The following is a 17016-nucleotide window of genomic DNA, read 5'->3' as shown; positions in this document are numbered from 1 at the left end:
TGAGTCACAGTCTCGGCCCTATGCGGGTGCACCGGGCGCGCGATCATGCCGTGACGCGACGCGTGCGCACCGCGGCGATGATCATCACCGTCGAGACCACGACGCCTACGGCGACCGTGATGACCGATGCCTCGATTCCGAACGCTCCGCCGGTCAGCCAGTCCGGACCGTGAGTGGTGGTCGCGAAGAGTCCGGGCTTGCGGCTGCCCGAGACGGGGATGCCGAGCAGGCTCACCAACGTGTTCCACGCGAAGTGCAGTCCGATGACGAACCACAGGCTGCGCCGCCAGACGAAGGCTGCGCCGATGAGAACGCCGGCCTCCAAAGCGATCGCCAGGGCACTCCACGGCGTTGCATTCGCGTTCAGAAGGTGCGCCCCACCGAACAGCAGTGCGGTGACCGCGATCGCGATCCACGGGCCGCCGAGCTTCTCGATCGCCTGAAGCGCCAGTCCGCGGAATGCGAGCTCCTCGACGATCGCTACGCCGAAGTTGAACACGATCGCCAGCGACACCGTGTTCAGCGCGTCGATCGGATGCCATTGCACGCTGTAGCCGCCGAGCGCGGCGATGACGAGTACCGAGGAGATCACGAAGAACGCCCCGATCGCAGCGCCCAGGAGAATCTCTCGAAAGACGGATCCGCGCAGCTCGGGCGTGCGCCGTCGCGCGAGCAGCCGCATGGTCAGCACGTAGATGCCGATCGCGAGGGCCGCGCTGACGAGCGAGGCGACGATGCGGATCGGAGCGCCGAACCCGGAGGCAGCGACTCTGATCACCTGGTCGACGGCGATGATCACGACCGCACCCAGCACGAACCAGACGAGTGGAAAGGCGAGAAAGCGTCGGATGATGCCGAGGTTCTTCGTGTCGGGGGAGGTGGACGAGGTCATTTTCTCTGCTCCGTATCTGGCCGTGGATCGGCCGCGTTCCGACCACAACGACACAGGCCGGCGGACGCTTCCCCCAAGGCGGACAGTTACGCTGACGGCGTCTCCACCGGTGTCAGCGGTCCTTGCTGCCGGTCATCGCCGCACGAATCCCAGTGCGCATGATCGTGCTGCGGGCCGCCGACGCTGCCCCACCGGGTGCGTGCCCGTTACGCTGAGCCGGTGACTGAACGCATCCGCAATATCGCCGTCGGCCTGATCGTCCGAGGCGAACACGTGCTGGCTGAGGAGTACCCGGCATCCGATCGTCACCCGCGGTTCCTGCGCGCGATCGGTGGTGGGATCGACTTCGGTGAGACCGCCGAGGAGGCCCTGCGGCGCGAGTTCCAGGAGGAGCTCGACGTCGAGCTCGGCGAGGTCGCCCAGCTCGCCGTCACCGAGAATCACTTCACCCTCGCCGGACGCCGCGGGCACGAGATCGTGCACGTCTTCGGGATCCACTGCGCAGCGCTGGAGGGGATGCCGCTCGACGAGCGACGGGCGAACGGTGACAGCCGCTCGATCGTCGGCTGGTTCCGCTTGGACGACCTCGGTGAGGACGCGCTGCCGTTCTATCCGAACGGGATCCTCGAGATCGCGCGCGGGCTCGCCTGATCCGGCGTCAGTCGGACGTCTCCCGCGGGGGATTGTGCATGATCTCGAGACGGATGCCGTTCTCATCCTCGACGAAGCAGGCGTAGTAGCGCTCGCTGAACCGGGGGTACTCCTTCGGAGCCCGCACGTCGACCCAGCCGGCATCCAGCGCGATCGCATGCAGCCGGTCGACCTCGTCGCGCGATTCGACGGCGAAGGCGAGGTGCTGCCAGCCGACCCGACCGTGCACGTGCACGCCGTGCTCCCGGGCCGGGTACAGCAGGATCTCCGGTTCGTCGTCGCGCCGCCAGTACGCGAGGTCTTCGGCGTTGTGCGCGCGGATGTATCCGAGCGCTTCGAAGACGGGGTTGAACTGCTCGGACGCGCGAGGCACGTCATCGACGGTGATGCCGAGGTGATCGAATGTCGCCATCACCACAGTGTGCCGGAAGCCACCGACGTCCGGCAGGGCGGACGTCGGATGTCGTCAGGCGAGGTCGGTGCCGTACCTGCCGACGATGTCTTCGACGAGAGCCTCGATCTGCTCCGGCTGAACGACGCCGCAGGCGATCAGGGAGGCGAGGCCCTGGAGTGTGGCGAGGAACGTCGTGCCCGTCTGCTGTGCTCCGGCCGGATCCGCGGACGGGAACACCTCGAGGAGAGGGGAGAACGCCTCGACCGCGCTGTGCGCGATGGAGTCCCGGTCGGCGTCGCGCTTGTGGGCGAACATCAGCTCGACCAGGTTCGGCTCTGCGGCCGTGAAGTCGAGATAGGCGCGGGCGATCGCACGGATTCGCTCCTGCTGGTTGCCCTCGGCGGTCGCCTCACGCAGCCGCGCACCGATGCGTGCGAAACCTTCGGTCGCCAACGCGTCGAGGAGCGCCTGGCGGTCCGGAAAATACCTGCGCGGAGCGGCGTGGCTCACCCCGATTTCGCCGGTGAGTTCGCGGAGTGAGAGTTCCGACGCCGCGACCTCGTGCAGCCTCTCCATTGCGACATCAAGGACGGCTCGACGCAGATTGCCGTGATGGTACGGGCGAGGAGAGGTCATGCCATCAGTCTATCAATCGAGTTTCCGTTGACAACATTGTTGCCACTGGCTACATTAAAGCGATGAGCACAATCTCTTCTCCTTCTCAGCTCTCCGACCAGACCGGCCGGACCGTCGTGATCACCGGTGCCGGCAGCGGCATCGGCCGAGCAGCTGCCAACGCCTTCGCAGCCCGCGGCGCCCGTGTGATCCTCGCCGTCCGCGACCTCGACAAGGGGCGTGACGCCGCCGATGCGATGGACGGCTCCGTCGAAGCGCGATCGCTCGACCTGGCGTCACTCGCCTCCGTTCATGCCTTCGTCGACGGTGTGCAGGAACCCGTCGACATCCTCGTGAACAACGCGGGCGCCATGACCGGCTCCCGCACACAGACGCGCGACGGATTCGAGAGCCAGTTCGGTGTCAACCACCTCGGACACTTCGCGCTGACGAACCTGCTGCTGGATCGCATCGGCAGCCGTGTGGTGACGGTCACCTCCAGCGCGCACAGTTCGGCCCGGATCGACTTCGATGACCTGCAGTGGGAGCGGCGTGCGTATCGTCCGTTCGGCGCGTACGGCCAGTCCAAGCTCGCCAATCTGCTCTTCACCGCCGAGCTGCAGCGTCGACTGACAGGCATCGGCTCGTCCGTGATCGCCACCGCCGCGCACCCGGGGTGGGCGTCGACCGGGTTCCGGATCTCCAGCGGCAATCGTGTCCTCGACGCGCTCATGGCTCTCAGTACGCCGCTTCTCGCCCACGGCCCGGACGGCGGAGCTCTCCCCACGCTGCTGGCCGCAGCGGGAGAGGTCCCGGCCGGTGGCTTCGCCGGGCCGAGCCGCATGGGTGGTGTGCGCGGCCCGGCGGCGGTCGTCGAGCCCGCTGCGCAGGCGAAGGATCCCGACGTCGCCAGACGCCTCTGGGACGTGTCCGAACGTCTCACCGGCACCCGCTTCCCGCTGGTGGCCAGCGCCGAGGCCTGAGGCGGAGGCTTCGGCGAGGGCGGGCCTACGTCGCGACGTCGACCGTCACCATCCAGGACATCCCGTAGCGGTCCACCAGCATGCCGAAGAGGCCGCCCCACGGCGCAGCCTCGAACGGAATGGTCACGGTGCCGCGGTCGCTGAGGCCGTCCCAGATCGCCTGCATCCGCGCCTCGTCCTCGCCGCTGACCGAGATCGAGATGTTCTGCGGCGGCTGGAAGTCCATGCCGGTGGGTGTGTCGGAGCCCGCGAGCACCATGCCGTCGTCAGTGGCGAGCCACGAGTGCATGATCTTCGTGGCGTCGGCGGGATCGTGCGGCATGCCGGGGAACGACGAGAACTCGACCAGGTCGAGTTTGCCGCCGAGTACCGACTGGTAGAAGGTCATCGCCTCTCGGGCGTTGTCGCGGAACGAGAGGTACGGGGTCAGAATTGCCATCGGTTCGCCTTCCGATCGGATGCCGACGTCATCGCCGGCACGTCACAGTCTGCGACTGGTCGCCGACATCGGCAAGGGGCTTCATGCTCACGTAGCGTCTCGGGGCGGGTTGTGCATGAACTCGATCCGGATGCCGCTCTCGTCCTCGACGAACGAGGCGTAGTAGCGGTCGTTGAAGCGCGTGTAGATCTTGGGTTCGCGCACGATCGTCCATCCGGCTTCCACGGCGATCCCGTGCACGCGGTCGACCTCCTCGCGGGAGCCCACGGCGAACGCGAGGTGCTGCCATCCGACCTCGCCGTGCCGGTGCGGAGCCGCTTCTGCGTCGTCGCGGATCCCGAAGATGATGATCTCGGTCTCGGACCCGTTGTCCCACGAGATCCCGTTCGGCGCCTCGACGCCGAGCGAGTACCCGAGAGCTGTCAGCACGGGATGGAACTGGCGCCTCGCGTGCTCGATGTCGAGGACGGAGATGCCGAGGTGATCCAGAAGGGCCATGCGTCCAGTCTGTCCCAGGCCCGCTCGCGGCGGCAGCCTCCGACTTCGGGCGGCGTCACCGGCTCCGGTGATCCTCCGGCGCCAGGCGGGCACCGCGACGCGGCTCGGGGATGCCGTTCGAGAACAGCAGTCGGATGACACGCTGGCGGTGCCCCGCCCAGGGGGCGAGCAGTTCCAGCATCCCCGCATCGTCGGTCCGGCTTCCGGTCAGCGCGTAGCCGACCTCGTGTGCCAGATGGAAATCCGCGACGCTGACGGCATCCGGATCCCCGAGAGCCCGGATGCGGGTCTCGGCAGAGGTCCACAGGCCGATGCCGGGCAGACTGGTGAGGACTCGATCGCGGGCGTCGCCGTCGGATGCCGCGAGCACGGCGCGCTCGATCGCCGCGCCGCGGATCGCCGACCGGGCGATGGTGCGCGCCTGCGACGGCTCCACCCCGGCGCGGTGGAACGTCCAGGACGGGATAGCCCGCCACACGTCCGCTGACGGTGCGGCGAACATCGGCCGCGGCGTGGGACCGGGAGCGCGCTCGCCGTGCCGGCTCACCAGATGCCGCCAGGCTCCGAACGCCTGCATGCCGGTGACTTTCTGCTCGAGGATCGCGCACGCCAGGGCATCGAAGACGCGCAGCGTGCGTGCCATCCGGATGCCCGGATTGCGCCGCGCGAGCTCGGAGAGCTTCGGATGCGAGGTCACGTCGAACCCGGTCGGATCGTCTTCCGCACCGCACAATCTCGGCACCGAATCGAGTGCGTCGTCAGCGCCGGGCCCCCACGCTGCCGCGCGCACATCGTCGCCCGTCGCGCGCAGGCAGAGCGTTGCGACGCCGGCATCCGTGCGGAACGCCATCCAGATCCGACCGCCATCGATGAGCATCGTCGGATCGGTGCCGCCGCGGCGCAGCATCCCGACCGTCGCCATCAGATCGAGCGGATGCTGCGGACGGTAGACGGATTCGCGTGCGCGCAGCGCGGCATCCGTCACCGAGGTCATGCAAGAACCCTACGCGCGGCGGCTGACAGCGCGAGCCGCGCGGCGAGACTCAGAAGCGGTCGGGCGAGGGGGTGCCGTGGCCGAAGCGGATGGTGACGTCGGCGTGACGGTCGAAGCGGTAGCCGACACCGCGTACGGTGCGCACGATGTCCTCGTGGCGGCCGAGCTTGGCGCGCAGGCGGCGCACGTGCACATCGATGGTGCGCTCACCGGGAGCGTCCTCATCGGACGACGCCTGCCACAGGGCCGAGACGAGCTCGGAGCGCTCGATCGTGCGTCCCTCGCGCAGCACCAGGTACTGCAGCAGCTCGAACTCCTTGTAGGTGAAGGCGGCGGACTCGCCGTCCAGCAGAACGCGCTTGCGGGAGATGTCGACGACGACACCGGCGTCCTCGTCCTTCTCCTCCTCGACGGCGGCCTGCGCACGGGCGATCGCGCCGGGCTCGTGCAGCGCGAGGCGCACGACATCCAGGTCGCGGCCACCGGCGGACTGCGGGGCGAGGGCGACGGTGGCGTGGGTCTCTGCGGCCGGGGCGAGCTCGGCGATGGTGCGGCGCAGTGCGTCCACGAGGACGGGAAGGCTCACGCCGGCTCCGGCGGCCTTGATCTCGTCGATTCCGACGTAGAGGGCGAAGCCACGGGGTGAGCGGATCGAAGGCAGATCTGCTGCGGCATCCGCGGGGGAGACGACGCGGACGGGAGCGGTGACGGGGCGATCGAGGGTTGCGACGTTCGACATGATGATGATCCTTGAGGGACGCGAGCCGGCGGGCTCGGAGTGCGTTGCACGAATGACCGGGATGAGCCGGTGGGGGATGAGCGCGAAGGGTGGGCGCTCAGAGACCCGTCCCTCGAGATGAAGGGAACACAGGTCAATCTGTGTGGTTGCGCCTTAGCAACACATTCGGCAACACATGCCAACGCGACCGGGCATCATCATCCCGGCAGTCCTGTTCGCCTCCTGGGCGGACAAAGGGCTTGCGTTGGTGGTCATGGGGCTGATTATTTCCTACGATGACCCGTTGTGTCAAAACGTGTCGATCCCGGGGTCGTCACACGGCGTAACGTCGGACGCATGAGTCTTCCCGCCCGCGCCTCCCGATTCGTCCTCACCGACGAGAAGGACGCATCCCGGTACACCCTCACCGACCACGACGATCTGGTCAGTGTGCTCGACTACCGCGACGACGGACGCACCGTCGCGCTGACCCGGGCGTTCACGATCCCGACCTTCCGTGGTCACGGGTATGCGGCCCAGGTCGTGGCCGGTGCAGTCGCCGACATCGAGGCCCGCGGTGACCGGAAGGTGGACCCCGTCTGCTGGTACGTCGCCGACTGGTTCGACGCGCATCCGGAGCACGCGGCCCTCCTGCGCGCCCGCTGACACGGCGGGTTCCGGCTGACAGGATGAAGACATGAGACTCGCCGAAGCGCTTGCCGCGCGCGCAGATCTGCAGCGTCGCATCGAACAGCTCCGCTCCCGCATCACGGGAAACGCCCGCTACCAGGAGGGCGAGGAGCCGGCAGAGGATGCCGCGGGTCTCCTGGCAGAGGCGGATGCCGCGCTCGACGAGCTGCGCGACCTGATCCGTCGCATCAATGCGACCAACAGTCGGGTCGACCTCGGTGCCGACGGAACCATGACCGACGCGCTCGCCGCACGCGACGTTCTTCGCATGCGGCATTCGCTGCTGACGGATGCCGCCACCGCCGCATCCGGTCAGGGCTTCATGCGGCAGATGCGCTCGGAGCTGCGTCAGTTCGCGGCCCTTCCCGTCGCCGAGCTGCGCTCGCAGGCCGATGATGTCGCGCGCGAGCTGCGCGAACTGGACAGTCGGATCCAGCAGGCGAACTGGGGGAACGACCTGGGCGAGTAGACGCGGAGCGGAAGTCGGTAGTCGAGACGAAGCGGGCACACCCCCTTGGTCGGCGGGGCAAGTCGACCAGCCAGGGCGGAGGGCAGCCCATCACCTGCATGACGCAGCCCCGCATTCCGCACCGGTGACAGCGCAACGCGCAGTCTGCATCACCACGTGCCGGTCGACTCGACGAGGGTGGGTCAGGGGACCTTCCGCTCCTCATGATCGCGTGCTCGCGGCACGCCTCGGACGCGATGTCGGAGGCCGTCCCTACGTTGGAGACATGCGAATCCTGCACACCTCCGACTGGCACATCGGTCGCACGTTCCACGGGCACTCCACGCTCGTGGCGCTGGCCGAGGTGCTGGGCGCGCTGGTCGCGCAGGTCCGCGAGAACGACGTCGACGTGGTGATCGTCGCGGGCGATGTGTTCGACTCGGCCACGCCCGCCGCATCCGCCTACACGCTGCTGGATGAGACCCTGCTGGCGCTGCACGAGACCGGCGTCACCGTGATCATGACCAGCGGCAATCACGACTCCGCCGCGCGCCTCGGCTTCCACTCGCGACTGCTGCGCGACGGCATCCATGTGCTGACCGACCCGCTCGCGATCGCGACGCCGGTCACTGTGAGCGACGAGCACGGCCCTGTGCACTTCTATGGCATCCCTTACCTGGAGCCGGCGATCGTCCGGCAGCACTGGAACGCAGCGGATGCCGAGGGCGTCGCCCCCGCGCTGCGCACGCAGGCGCAGGTCATGAACCACGCCATGGCCCTCGTCCGTGAGGGCATGACCGTGCACGAAGGCCGATCCATCGCCGTCGCACACTGCTTCGCCGCAGGCGTCGACGCCACGGTCGGCCTGGAGCGCGAGGTGCGCCAGGGCGGTCTCGACATGGTGCCGCTGGCCTCCTTCGACGGGCCCGATTACGTTGCCCTCGGTCACATCCACGGCCGCCAGCAGCTCGGCGAGCGGGTGCGCTACTCCGGCGCTCCGCTGCACTACAGCTTCGGAGAGCAGCACAAGGAACGCGGCTCCTGGCTCGTCGACCTCGACGCCGACGGACTCGCAGGCACGCGGTGGCTGGCGCTGCCGGTGCCGCGGCGGCTGGTGACGCTCACCGGCACGCTCGACGAGATCCTCTCCGACGAGAACGCGGCGGAGCACGCCGACGACTGGGTGTGCGCGATCTACACCGACTCGCTCCCGCAGCATGAGCCGATGCGCCGACTGCGCGAGCGATTCGAGTTCTGCGCGCTCGTGCAGCACCAGCCGGAGAGTGCGGATGCCGCCGACGAGACCTCCTATACGCAGCGTCTGAGGGCGGCGGTCACGGATGCCGATCGGATCGAGGCCTTCCTCGAGCATGTGCGCGCAGGCCAGGGGGCGAGTGAGCACGAGGCGGAGCTGATCCGCGAGGTGCTCGATGATCGGGTGCGCGCCGAGGCGCTCGTCTGATGCAGCTGCATCGTCTCGAGGTCGAGGGGTTCGGGCCGTTCCTTGCGCGCCAGATCGTCGAGTTCGACGTCTTCGCCGACGACGGCATCTTCCTGATCGCCGGGCGCACGGGTGCGGGCAAATCCAGCATCCTGGATGCCGTCTGCTTCGGCCTGTACGGCGGTGTGCCCCGCTACGACGGCGGCGAGAAGCGCCTGCGCAGCGACCACTGCGACCCCGACGACCCCACCGAGGTCGTAGTGGAGTTCAGCACGGTCGCCGGGCACTTCCGCGTGACCCGCTCGCCGGCGTACGAGCGACCGGCCAAGCGCGGCGGCGGACTGACCACGCAGGCCCCGTCCGCCCTGCTCGAAGAACAGGTCGACGGGGAGTGGATCGGCCGCGCGGCGCGCGTCGTCGACGTCGCCCACGCGCTGGACGAGATCCTGCAGCTCAGTCAGGAGCAGTTCCTGCAGGTGATCCTGCTCGCCCAGAACAGGTTCGCCGACTTCCTGCTCGCCGACAGCAAGGAGCGCCAGGCTCTGCTGCGACGCCTGTTCGACAGCGGCCGGTTCTCCGACTACCAGGTGCGATTCGACGAGCGCCGCCGGGTCGCCGAGCAGGCGCTGAGCGGCCGCCGAGCCACCGTCGACGCGCGGCTGGACGAATCTGAGCGCGTCGTCGCCGAGGCGGGGCTATGGGGAGACGATGCCGACGCGTCGCCCGACACGACGGATGCCAGGATCGAACGCCTGCGCAGGGCGATCACTCGCGCCGACTACCAGGTGGAACGGGTGAGCACCGAGCGCACCGCGGCCGAGAAGGCCCTCGAGGTCGCGGATGCCGGTCTCGCCGGGCTCAAGGAGCAGCGCCAGGCCCAGGCCGATCGGGATCGGGCCCGGACGGCACTCGCCGCACTCGACGCGGAGACCGAGGAGATCGAGCAGGCGGCACGACGCCGGGACCGTGGGCGAGCAGCCGAGAATCTGCGCAGCGGGATCGTCGCGGCGACCAGATCCGCCGCGGTGGTGATCGATGCCGCGAACGCGGCGACGGCCGCCACCGCCGCAGCATTCGCGGCCGGAGTACCTCCCGTCGACCTGGAGCAGGTGGACGCCGCCGCCGATCACTTCCGAGGCTGGGCATCCGATCGCACCCGCGAGAGCGGTGCGTGGCAGGGCGCCGCAGAACTCGAAGAGGCCGCTCCGCAGCGGGATGCCGAGCGCGCAGTCGCTCAGACCGCGGTGGACGCCGCGACCTCCGAACTCACCGCCATCGACGACGAGCAGAAGACCCTCCCGGCGCGCACCGCGGAACTCGCCGCCGGCCGTGACGAGGCCGCGCGGCAGGGCAACCGCGTCGAGGCGCTCACCCAAGCCGTCGACCTCGCCGAGCAGCGGCATGCCGGAGCGGTGGAGGCAGAACGGCTCACCGCCGAGATCCACGCCGCCGCCCGCGCCGAGTCGGACGCCACCGAGACGCACAACCGAGCGCAGACCGACCTCGCCCGGCTGCGCAGGCGCCGTCTCGACGGGTACGCCGGAGAACTCGCATCAGCGCTGACGTCTGGCGAGCCCTGTGCGGTCTGCGGATCCATCGAGCACCCCGCCCCGGCGGAGCACGCCGACCCCGTCTCGGCCGACGACATCACCGAGGCGGAGGCACAGCGCGACGCCGCCGCCGAAGCCGAGCGGACCGCGTCCAGGGTCCTCGCGACGCTCACGGCAACGCACGCCGCAGCAGTCGAGCGATCCGCCGGTTCGAGTGCCGAGCACGCGGCCGACGCGCTGACCGCCGCACGCACCGGCCACGCATCTGCCGTGGCCGCGGCGGAGCGAGCCGAGCAGTTCTCGGCACAGCTGGCCGAGCTGCAGAGCGCGGCTGCCGGGCTGCAGGAGCGCCGAGCCTCGGCATCCGAATCCCTCAGCTCTGCACGCACCGCGCTCTCCCTCATCGAGCAGCGCATCACCGACGCCGACCGCGCCATCGCCGCCGCACGCGGCGAGCACGACACCGTGGCCGAGCGGCTGGCCGTGACGCGGGATCGGATCTCTGCGGCGCAGACCGCCGCCGGCGCCATTGAGGAGCACAGGGAGTTCGCCGACCGTGCACGCATCGCGCGCGACGACCTCGACGGGGCGATCGCGGAGTCGATCTTCGACGACATCACCGAAGCGGAGCAGGCGCTGCTCGACCCCGCCGAGATCACCTGCCTCGACGACCGAGTCACCGCGCACCGCGTCGCCCGCGACAAGGAGCGCGCGCTGCTGCTCGACCTCGAGATGCGCGTCCTGCCCGAGGAGCTGATCGATCTGATCCCGGCCGAGGAGGAGGCGGCGACGGCACGCACGAACTGGCAGCGCACCGTCGACGCCGACAGTCGCGCCCGTGGCGTGCAGCGGAGTCTCGCTGCGACGGTGGATTCCGCGGCATCGGAGCACAAGGCGTCGGCGGACGACGCGGCCGAGTTCGAGGTGCTGCGCGGCCTCGCCGATGCCCTCGCGGGACGCTCCGGCAACACCCGCAAGATGAACCTCGAGACCTTCGTGCTGGCTGCCGAACTGGAGGAGATCGTCGCCGCGGCGAACCTGCGCCTGCGCGACATGTCCTCCGGGCGCTATGAGCTGCAGCATTCCGATGCTCTGGCCGCCCGCGGTGCGGCATCCGGTCTCGGGATCGTCGTGTTCGATGCGTTCACCGGGCAGACCCGGCCGGCGAGGTCGCTCTCCGGAGGAGAGACCTTCCTGTCCTCGCTGGCGCTCGCACTCGGTCTCGCCGAGGTCGTCACTGCGCGAGCCGGCGGCATCCGCCTGGACACGCTGTTCATCGACGAGGGCTTCGGATCGCTTGACGCCGACACCCTCGAGACCGCCATGCGCACTCTCGACGAGCTGCGTCAGGGTGGCCGCACGGTCGGCGTGATCAGTCACGTCGAGGCCATGCAGGAGCAGATCCCCGCTCAGCTCACCGTGCGGGCGCTGCCCGACGGGCCGAGCGTGATCGACGCGCCGCGCGGCTGAGCAGCCCCGCGCAGCCGAACAGCACCGCGGCTGTAGCGGCGCTACACCTCGTACTCGCGCCGCACGTGGTTCCACAGCTGGGCGCTGCACGCGGCGACCACGTCATCCCAGATCTGCGTCGCACCGTCCTGCGCGCGATCCGAGACGACCCGCAGCACGCGGATCGGCACGCCGAACTGCTGCGCCACCCACACGAACGCGAACGTCTCCATGTCGACGAGCACTCCGCCGAGCGAGCGGATCCGCGCCACGGCATCCACGTCGTCGACGAAGATGTCGCCGGTCGCGATCGTGACGCCTTCCCGGCCGGTCTCCACGCGGTGCGGCAGCGAGACGTGTCGGCCGAGGATGCCGTCGAGATCCTGCACGTCGTGCTGGATCGCAGCGGCGACGTCGTAGATGCCGGACTCGACCTCGTCGTCCACGGCGCCGGCGGTGCCGACCACGACGATCTCGTCGTACTGCGCACCTGCCGACAGCTGCGCATCCAGAGCCCGGGTCAGGCCGAAGGCGGCCATCAGCTTGCCCGGACCGGTGACCAGACGGTCGAATCCGGACAGATCTGCGGGGAAGGCCTGAAGCTCGGAGCTCAGCGCCGCGACGAGAAGTTTCACCCATCCATCCTCGCAGGTGGAAAACTGGAACCCCGCCGACGTCCGCACAAGAGGAGACCGCCGTGACCATGCAGCAGCAGATCGCCGACGACCTGGGCGTCCAGCCCGAGATCGACCCCGCCCGCGAGATCGAGACCAGGATCGGCTTCCTCGTCGACTACCTGCGCGCCACCGGAGCAAAGGGATTCGTTCTCGGCATCTCCGGCGGACAGGACTCCACCCTCGCCGGGCGGCTCGCCCAGCTCGCGGTGGAGAGGGTTCGCGCCGACGGGGGAGAGGCCACCTTCGTCGCGGTGCGGCTGCCGTACCGCGTGCAGCACGACGAGGCGGACGCGAAGGATGCGATCGCGTTCATCGCCGCCGACCGTTCCGTCACCATCAACATCCAGCACGGCGTCGAAGGGGTCGAGCAGGATCTCGAAGATGGCCTCGGCGAGCAGATCACCGACTTCAACCGCGGCAACATCAAAGCGCGCCTGCGCATGGTGACCCAGTACGCGCTGGGCGGGCACGACGGCCTGCTGGTGATCGGCACCGACCACGCCGCCGAGGCGGTCACGGGCTTCTACACGAAGTTCGGCGACGGTGCCGCCGACCTCCTGCCGCTGTCGGGTCTGAACAAGCGGCAGGGACGGATGCTGCTGCAGCAGCTCGGCGCTCCGCAGCACCTTTCGCACAAGGTTCCCACCGCCGACCTGCTCGACGGGCAGCCAGGGCGCACCGACGAGGACGAGCTGGGACTCACCTACGAGCAGATCGACGACTTCCTGGAGGGGCGCGAGGTTCCGGCCGACGTCGCCGAGCGCATCGAGAAGAAGTATCTGGCCACGCGCCACAAGCGCCACCTTCCCGTGGTTCCCGGCGACACCTGGTGGCGCTGAGCGCTCCGCCGCTCTGACTGGCGCGTTCGCGGGGCGCGAATGGACGCTTCGTGAGCGCGGATGCGGCGACCTGCGAAGCATGTGCACGGCGTCGGGCCCGGAGGCGGTGTCGGTGCCTGCGGATAGTGTCGGAGACAGGCAAGGGAGAGGGGCGTCGTGCGGGTCATCGCAGCGGAGAACCGGGTGGTCTGGAGCGCCAGCGACCTGAAGGCGGCAGCGGAGTGCGAATTCGCCTGGATGCGGGCGATCGACGCCAAGCTCGGTCGGGTTCCCGCCGTCGAGGAGCCGGAGGACGCCACGCTCGCCAGGGCAGCACAGCTCGGTGACCTGCACGAGGTCGCCGTGCTGGAGAAGTACCTGACCGAGCTCGGGGAGTCCATCGACGGCGGCCCTGGTGTGGTGACGCTGCCGAAGGTCCGATCGACGGATGCTGAGGCTCTGGACGCCGTAGTGGCCGACACCGAGCGGGCCCTGCGCAGCCCGGCATCCGTGGTCTTCCAGGCCGCCTTCTCGACGCCGGAGTTCGTCGGCTTCGCCGACTTCATCACCCGGGGAGAGGACGACCGCTGGCGGGTGCAGGACTCCAAGCTGGCTCGCACGGCGCGGGCGACCGCACTCATGCAGCTGGCGGCATATGTCGATCAGCTCGACAGGCTGGGCATCCCGCGCTCCGATGAGGTCGACCTGCTGCTGGGCGACGGCACCACCAGCACACACCGCGTCGAAGACATCCTGCCGCTGTTCCATGTACGCCGGGCGCGGCTGCGCGCGCTGATCGCCGACCGCGAGATCCCCGCCGGGGCGGCCGGAGCGCCGCTGGCGTGGGGCGACGACCGCGGCGACCTGCAGATCACCGCATGCGGACGCTGCGCGACCTGCGATGAGCAGGTGATCGCGCACCGAGACCTGCTCATGGTCGCCCGGATGCGGCCCGTGCAGCGCCAGCGGCTGCGCGCCGCCGGCATCCGAACCGTCGACGACCTGGCGGCGGCCTCCGATGCTCCCGACGGGATGAACTCCGACACGTTCACCGCACTGCGGTCGCAGGCCCGGCTGCAGGCCGGCCTCGCGCTGGACCCTCACGACGCCCCGCCGTACGAACTCGTCTCCGCGCGCGCGATCGGCCTGATGCCGCGCCCCAGCCGCGGCGACCTGTTCTTCGACTTCGAGGGCGACCCGCTGCACACCGAGCCCGTCGTGTCGCCAGGCGACAAGCCGCAATGGGGCATCGACTACCTGTTCGGCTGGATCGACAACGACGAGCAGTACTCCGCGCTGTGGGCGCACACCTTCGCCGACGAGAAGCAGACGCTGCTGGACTTCCTCGCGTTCGTGAAGCTGCGGCGCCAGACGCATCCCGACCTGCACATCTACCACTACGCGCCCTACGAGACCTCGCACCTGTCGGCGATGGCCGCCCGCTACGGCGTGGGGGAGGCCGATGTCGACCGGCTGCTGCGCGAGGGTGTGTTCGTCGACCTGTACCCGATCGTGCTGCGCTCGGTGCGCATCGGCTCGCGCTCCTATTCGATCAAGAAGCTCGAGCCGCTGTACATGGGCGCCGAGGTGCGCACCAGCGACGTGCAGAAGGGCGACGATTCGATCGTCCAGTACGTGCAGGCCCGCGCTCTGGCGGACGCCGGACAGGATGCCGAGGCGCAGCAGATCCTCGACGATCTCGCCGACTACAACCGGTACGACTGCGTCTCCACCCGCCGACTGCGCGACTGGCTGATCGGCCTGGCGAAGCAGGAGGGCGTGCTCCCTGCCCCTCCGGACGATCCGGAGACCCGCGCCTACGAACCATCGCCGCTGTCGCTCGCGCTGCAGGCCGAGGCGCAGCACGCCCAGCACGAGGGTCGTGACGGTGAGGCGTTCCGAGTCGCCGCCGCGGCGATCGACTACTACCCGCGCGAGGCGAAGAGCTTCTGGCAGGGACATTTCCAACGCCTGCGTGAGCCGGTCTCGATCTGGGAGTCGACGCGCGACGTGCTGCGCATCGATGCGGACTCCAGTGCGGTCGACGAGGATTGGGGAGTCGCCGAGGGACAGCGCACGCAGACCCGGCTGCTGAGCCTGCGCGGCGAGGTCGCCCCCGGCAGCACGGTGGGCGTCGGCGGGCGGCCGTTCGCCCTGTACGCCGTGCCCACGCCGTTCGACGCGCCCGGGCCCTCGCGCGTGATCCACATGCCGCACGAGGTCGAGGTCGTCGAGGTGCTCGACGACGGGTACCTGGTGCGTGAACGCACGGTGCAGGGCCAGATCTGGGACGACCTGCCCGTCGCACTCGCGCCCGCATCGCCGCCGAACGTCGCCACGCAGCAGGGTGCGATCGACGAGTGGGCGGCATCCGTGCACCGCGCGGCCCCCGGGTTCCCGGCTGACGCGGCCACCGACATCCTGCGCCGCATCGCACCGCGCACCGTCTCCGGCGCGGGCCTGCCCGATGGCGGCGACGACACGATCGACGCGATCGTCCGCGGCATCCTCGATCTCGACTCCAGCTATCTCGCCGTCCAGGGCCCTCCCGGAACGGGGAAGACCTACACCGGTTCGCAGGTGATCGCGCGGCTCGTGAACGAGCACGGCTTCCGCGTCGGGGTGGTGGCGCAGTCGCACGCCATCGTCGAGAACCTGCTCGAACGCGTCGTCGCCGACGGTGTTCCCGCAGCGAACGTCGCCAAATCTCCGAAGGATCGGGATGCCGCACCTCCCGCCTACACGGTCATCCGCAAGGACGGCATGGCCGCATTCCTCGGCGAGCACGCCCAGGGCGGTGCCGTCGTCGGTGGCACGGCCTGGGACTTCAGCAACACCCGCCGGGTGGACCGGCAGGGTCTGGACCTGCTCGTGATCGACGAGGCGGGCCAGTTCTCGCTGGCGTCCACGATCGCCGTATCCGCCGGGGCGAAGCGGCTGCTGCTGCTCGGCGACCCGCAGCAGCTGCCGCAGGTCAGCCAGGGCACGCATCCCGAGCCCGTCGACACGTCCGCGCTCGGCTGGGTGATGGACGGATCCGCGGTCATCGATCCCGCCCACGGGTACTTCCTCGCCGAGTCCTGGCGGATGCATCCCGCCGTCGCCGAACCCGTGTCGAAGCTGGCCTACGCCGGACGTCTGGCGTCCGCCGCGGGCACCGAGGGCCGTGTGGTCGACGGCGTGGAGCCCGGGCTGCACATCGTGCCCGTGCGCCACCGAGGCAACGCGACGGAGTCGCGCGAGGAGGCCGCCGAGGTCGTGCGCATCGTGCGCGACCTGCTGGGGCGCGGGTACATCGACGGGATGGAGGATGCCTCGTCCCGCCCGCTCGCGCAGGCGGACATCATCGTGGTCGCCCCGTACAACGCGCAGAAGCAGCTGATCCATGAGGAGCTGACCGCCGCGGGCCTGCCCGATGTGCCGGTCGGGACGGTCGACAACTTCCAGGGCAAGGAGGCCGTCGTCTCGATCACCTCGCTCGCGGCATCAAGCGGACGGGACGCCCCGCGCGGCCCCGAGTTCCTACTGCTGCAGAACAGACTGAACGTGGCGATCTCGCGGGCGAAGAGCGTCGCGTATCTGGTGCACTCGCCGGCGCTGCTCGACGACCTGCCGTGCACGCCGGAGGGTGTGGCCCGTCTCAGCGCCTTCGCGCACCTCGTCGGCGCCGATCGCGACTGACCGGCCCGGATAGGTTGGACGGCATGCACACTCTCGACGACATCCTGCGAGCCTCGGCAGCCTGGGTGTGGTTCCCGC

At 69.6% G+C, this 17016-nt stretch carries 16 protein-coding genes; 8 read left to right on the top strand and 8 right to left on the bottom strand.

The genetic code is table 11. The features are described 5' to 3' along the window. Nucleotides 1-43: 43 nt before the first annotated feature. Nucleotides 44-892: a CPBP family intramembrane glutamic endopeptidase gene (locus tag QF046_RS07880; protein ID WP_307368076.1), complete on the bottom strand. Its 849-nt coding sequence runs from the start codon at nucleotides 890-892 to the stop codon at nucleotides 44-46. A 219-nt stretch (nucleotides 893-1111) separates the two neighbouring features. On the opposite strand from QF046_RS07880, the gene QF046_RS07875 reads away from it, so the two are divergent. Further along, complete coding sequence (locus tag QF046_RS07875) at nucleotides 1112-1543, top strand: NUDIX domain-containing protein (protein ID WP_307368073.1); 432 nt, start codon at nucleotides 1112-1114, stop codon at nucleotides 1541-1543. Nucleotides 1544-1550: 7 nt separating this feature from the next. Here QF046_RS07875 and QF046_RS07870 read toward each other — a convergent pair whose 3' ends face one another. Both QF046_RS07870 and QF046_RS07865 read right to left on the bottom strand, forming a co-directional pair. Beyond that, entirely contained in the window at nucleotides 1551-1955 is a 405-nt protein-coding gene (locus tag QF046_RS07870) for a VOC family protein (RefSeq protein ID WP_307368070.1), read from the bottom strand. A 54-nt stretch (nucleotides 1956-2009) separates the two neighbouring features. Further along, nucleotides 2010-2573, bottom strand: a complete 564-nt coding sequence (locus QF046_RS07865) for a TetR/AcrR family transcriptional regulator (RefSeq protein WP_307368068.1) — start codon at nucleotides 2571-2573, stop codon at nucleotides 2010-2012. A 62-nt stretch (nucleotides 2574-2635) separates the two neighbouring features. Between QF046_RS07865 and QF046_RS07860 the strand changes: the two genes are divergently transcribed. Next, nucleotides 2636-3535, top strand: coding sequence for an oxidoreductase (locus QF046_RS07860; protein ID WP_307368065.1), 900 nt, complete (start codon nucleotides 2636-2638; stop codon nucleotides 3533-3535). A 25-nt stretch (nucleotides 3536-3560) separates the two neighbouring features. Here QF046_RS07860 and QF046_RS07855 read toward each other — a convergent pair whose 3' ends face one another. From QF046_RS07855 to QF046_RS07840, 4 genes are all read right to left on the bottom strand, one after another. Beyond that, nucleotides 3561-3974, bottom strand: a complete 414-nt coding sequence (locus QF046_RS07855) for a VOC family protein (RefSeq protein ID WP_307368062.1) — start codon at nucleotides 3972-3974, stop codon at nucleotides 3561-3563. Nucleotides 3975-4061: 87 nt separating this feature from the next. After that, nucleotides 4062-4472, bottom strand: coding sequence for a VOC family protein (locus QF046_RS07850; RefSeq protein WP_307368060.1), 411 nt, complete (start codon nucleotides 4470-4472; stop codon nucleotides 4062-4064). Between the two features lie 55 nt (nucleotides 4473-4527). Beyond that, nucleotides 4528-5466 (bottom strand): DNA-3-methyladenine glycosylase, encoded by a 939-nt coding sequence (locus QF046_RS07845; RefSeq protein WP_307368058.1) that lies wholly within the window; start codon nucleotides 5464-5466, stop codon nucleotides 4528-4530. Between the two features lie 49 nt (nucleotides 5467-5515). Next, a complete protein-coding gene (locus tag QF046_RS07840; protein ID WP_307368053.1) occupies nucleotides 5516-6205 on the bottom strand; it encodes a winged helix-turn-helix domain-containing protein in 690 nt (229 codons plus the stop codon). Nucleotides 6206-6541: 336 nt separating this feature from the next. Between QF046_RS07840 and QF046_RS07835 the strand changes: the two genes are divergently transcribed. From QF046_RS07835 to QF046_RS07820, 4 genes are all read left to right on the top strand, one after another. Next, nucleotides 6542-6850 carry a GNAT family N-acetyltransferase gene (locus QF046_RS07835; RefSeq protein ID WP_307368050.1) on the top strand — a complete coding sequence of 103 codons (309 nt, stop codon included), beginning with the start codon at nucleotides 6542-6544 and terminating at the stop codon, nucleotides 6848-6850. Between the two features lie 31 nt (nucleotides 6851-6881). Next, the gene (locus QF046_RS07830; protein ID WP_307368048.1) at nucleotides 6882-7343 is read left to right on the top strand and encodes a DIP1984 family protein; all 462 of its coding nucleotides are present in this window, start codon (nucleotides 6882-6884) and stop codon (nucleotides 7341-7343) included. 265 nt (nucleotides 7344-7608) lie between these two features. Continuing rightward, a complete protein-coding gene (locus tag QF046_RS07825) occupies nucleotides 7609-8784 on the top strand; it encodes an exonuclease SbcCD subunit D (RefSeq protein ID WP_307368044.1) in 1176 nt (391 codons plus the stop codon). After that, a complete protein-coding gene (locus tag QF046_RS07820) occupies nucleotides 8784-11783 on the top strand; it encodes an SMC family ATPase (RefSeq protein ID WP_307368041.1) in 3000 nt (999 codons plus the stop codon). Before QF046_RS07825 ends, QF046_RS07820 begins: the two co-directional genes overlap by 1 nt. Before the next feature lie 41 nt (nucleotides 11784-11824). Here QF046_RS07820 and QF046_RS07815 read toward each other — a convergent pair whose 3' ends face one another. Then, complete coding sequence (locus QF046_RS07815) at nucleotides 11825-12397, bottom strand: nucleoside phosphorylase (protein ID WP_307368038.1); 573 nt, start codon at nucleotides 12395-12397, stop codon at nucleotides 11825-11827. A 68-nt stretch (nucleotides 12398-12465) separates the two neighbouring features. Between QF046_RS07815 and nadE the strand changes: the two genes are divergently transcribed. Beyond that, complete coding sequence (nadE, locus tag QF046_RS07810) at nucleotides 12466-13278, top strand: ammonia-dependent NAD(+) synthetase (RefSeq protein ID WP_307372780.1); 813 nt, start codon at nucleotides 12466-12468, stop codon at nucleotides 13276-13278. A gap of 156 nt (nucleotides 13279-13434) precedes the next feature. Beyond that, nucleotides 13435-16938, top strand: a complete 3504-nt coding sequence (locus QF046_RS07805; RefSeq protein WP_307368035.1) for a bifunctional RecB family nuclease/DEAD/DEAH box helicase — start codon at nucleotides 13435-13437, stop codon at nucleotides 16936-16938. Nucleotides 16939-17016: the final 78 nt, after the last annotated feature.

The sequence above is a fragment of the Microbacterium sp. W4I4 genome (assembly GCF_030816235.1).
In the GTDB taxonomy this organism is placed as follows: Bacteria; Actinomycetota; Actinomycetes; order Actinomycetales; family Microbacteriaceae; genus Microbacterium.
This window is presented reverse-complemented; position numbering and strand designations above follow the sequence as displayed.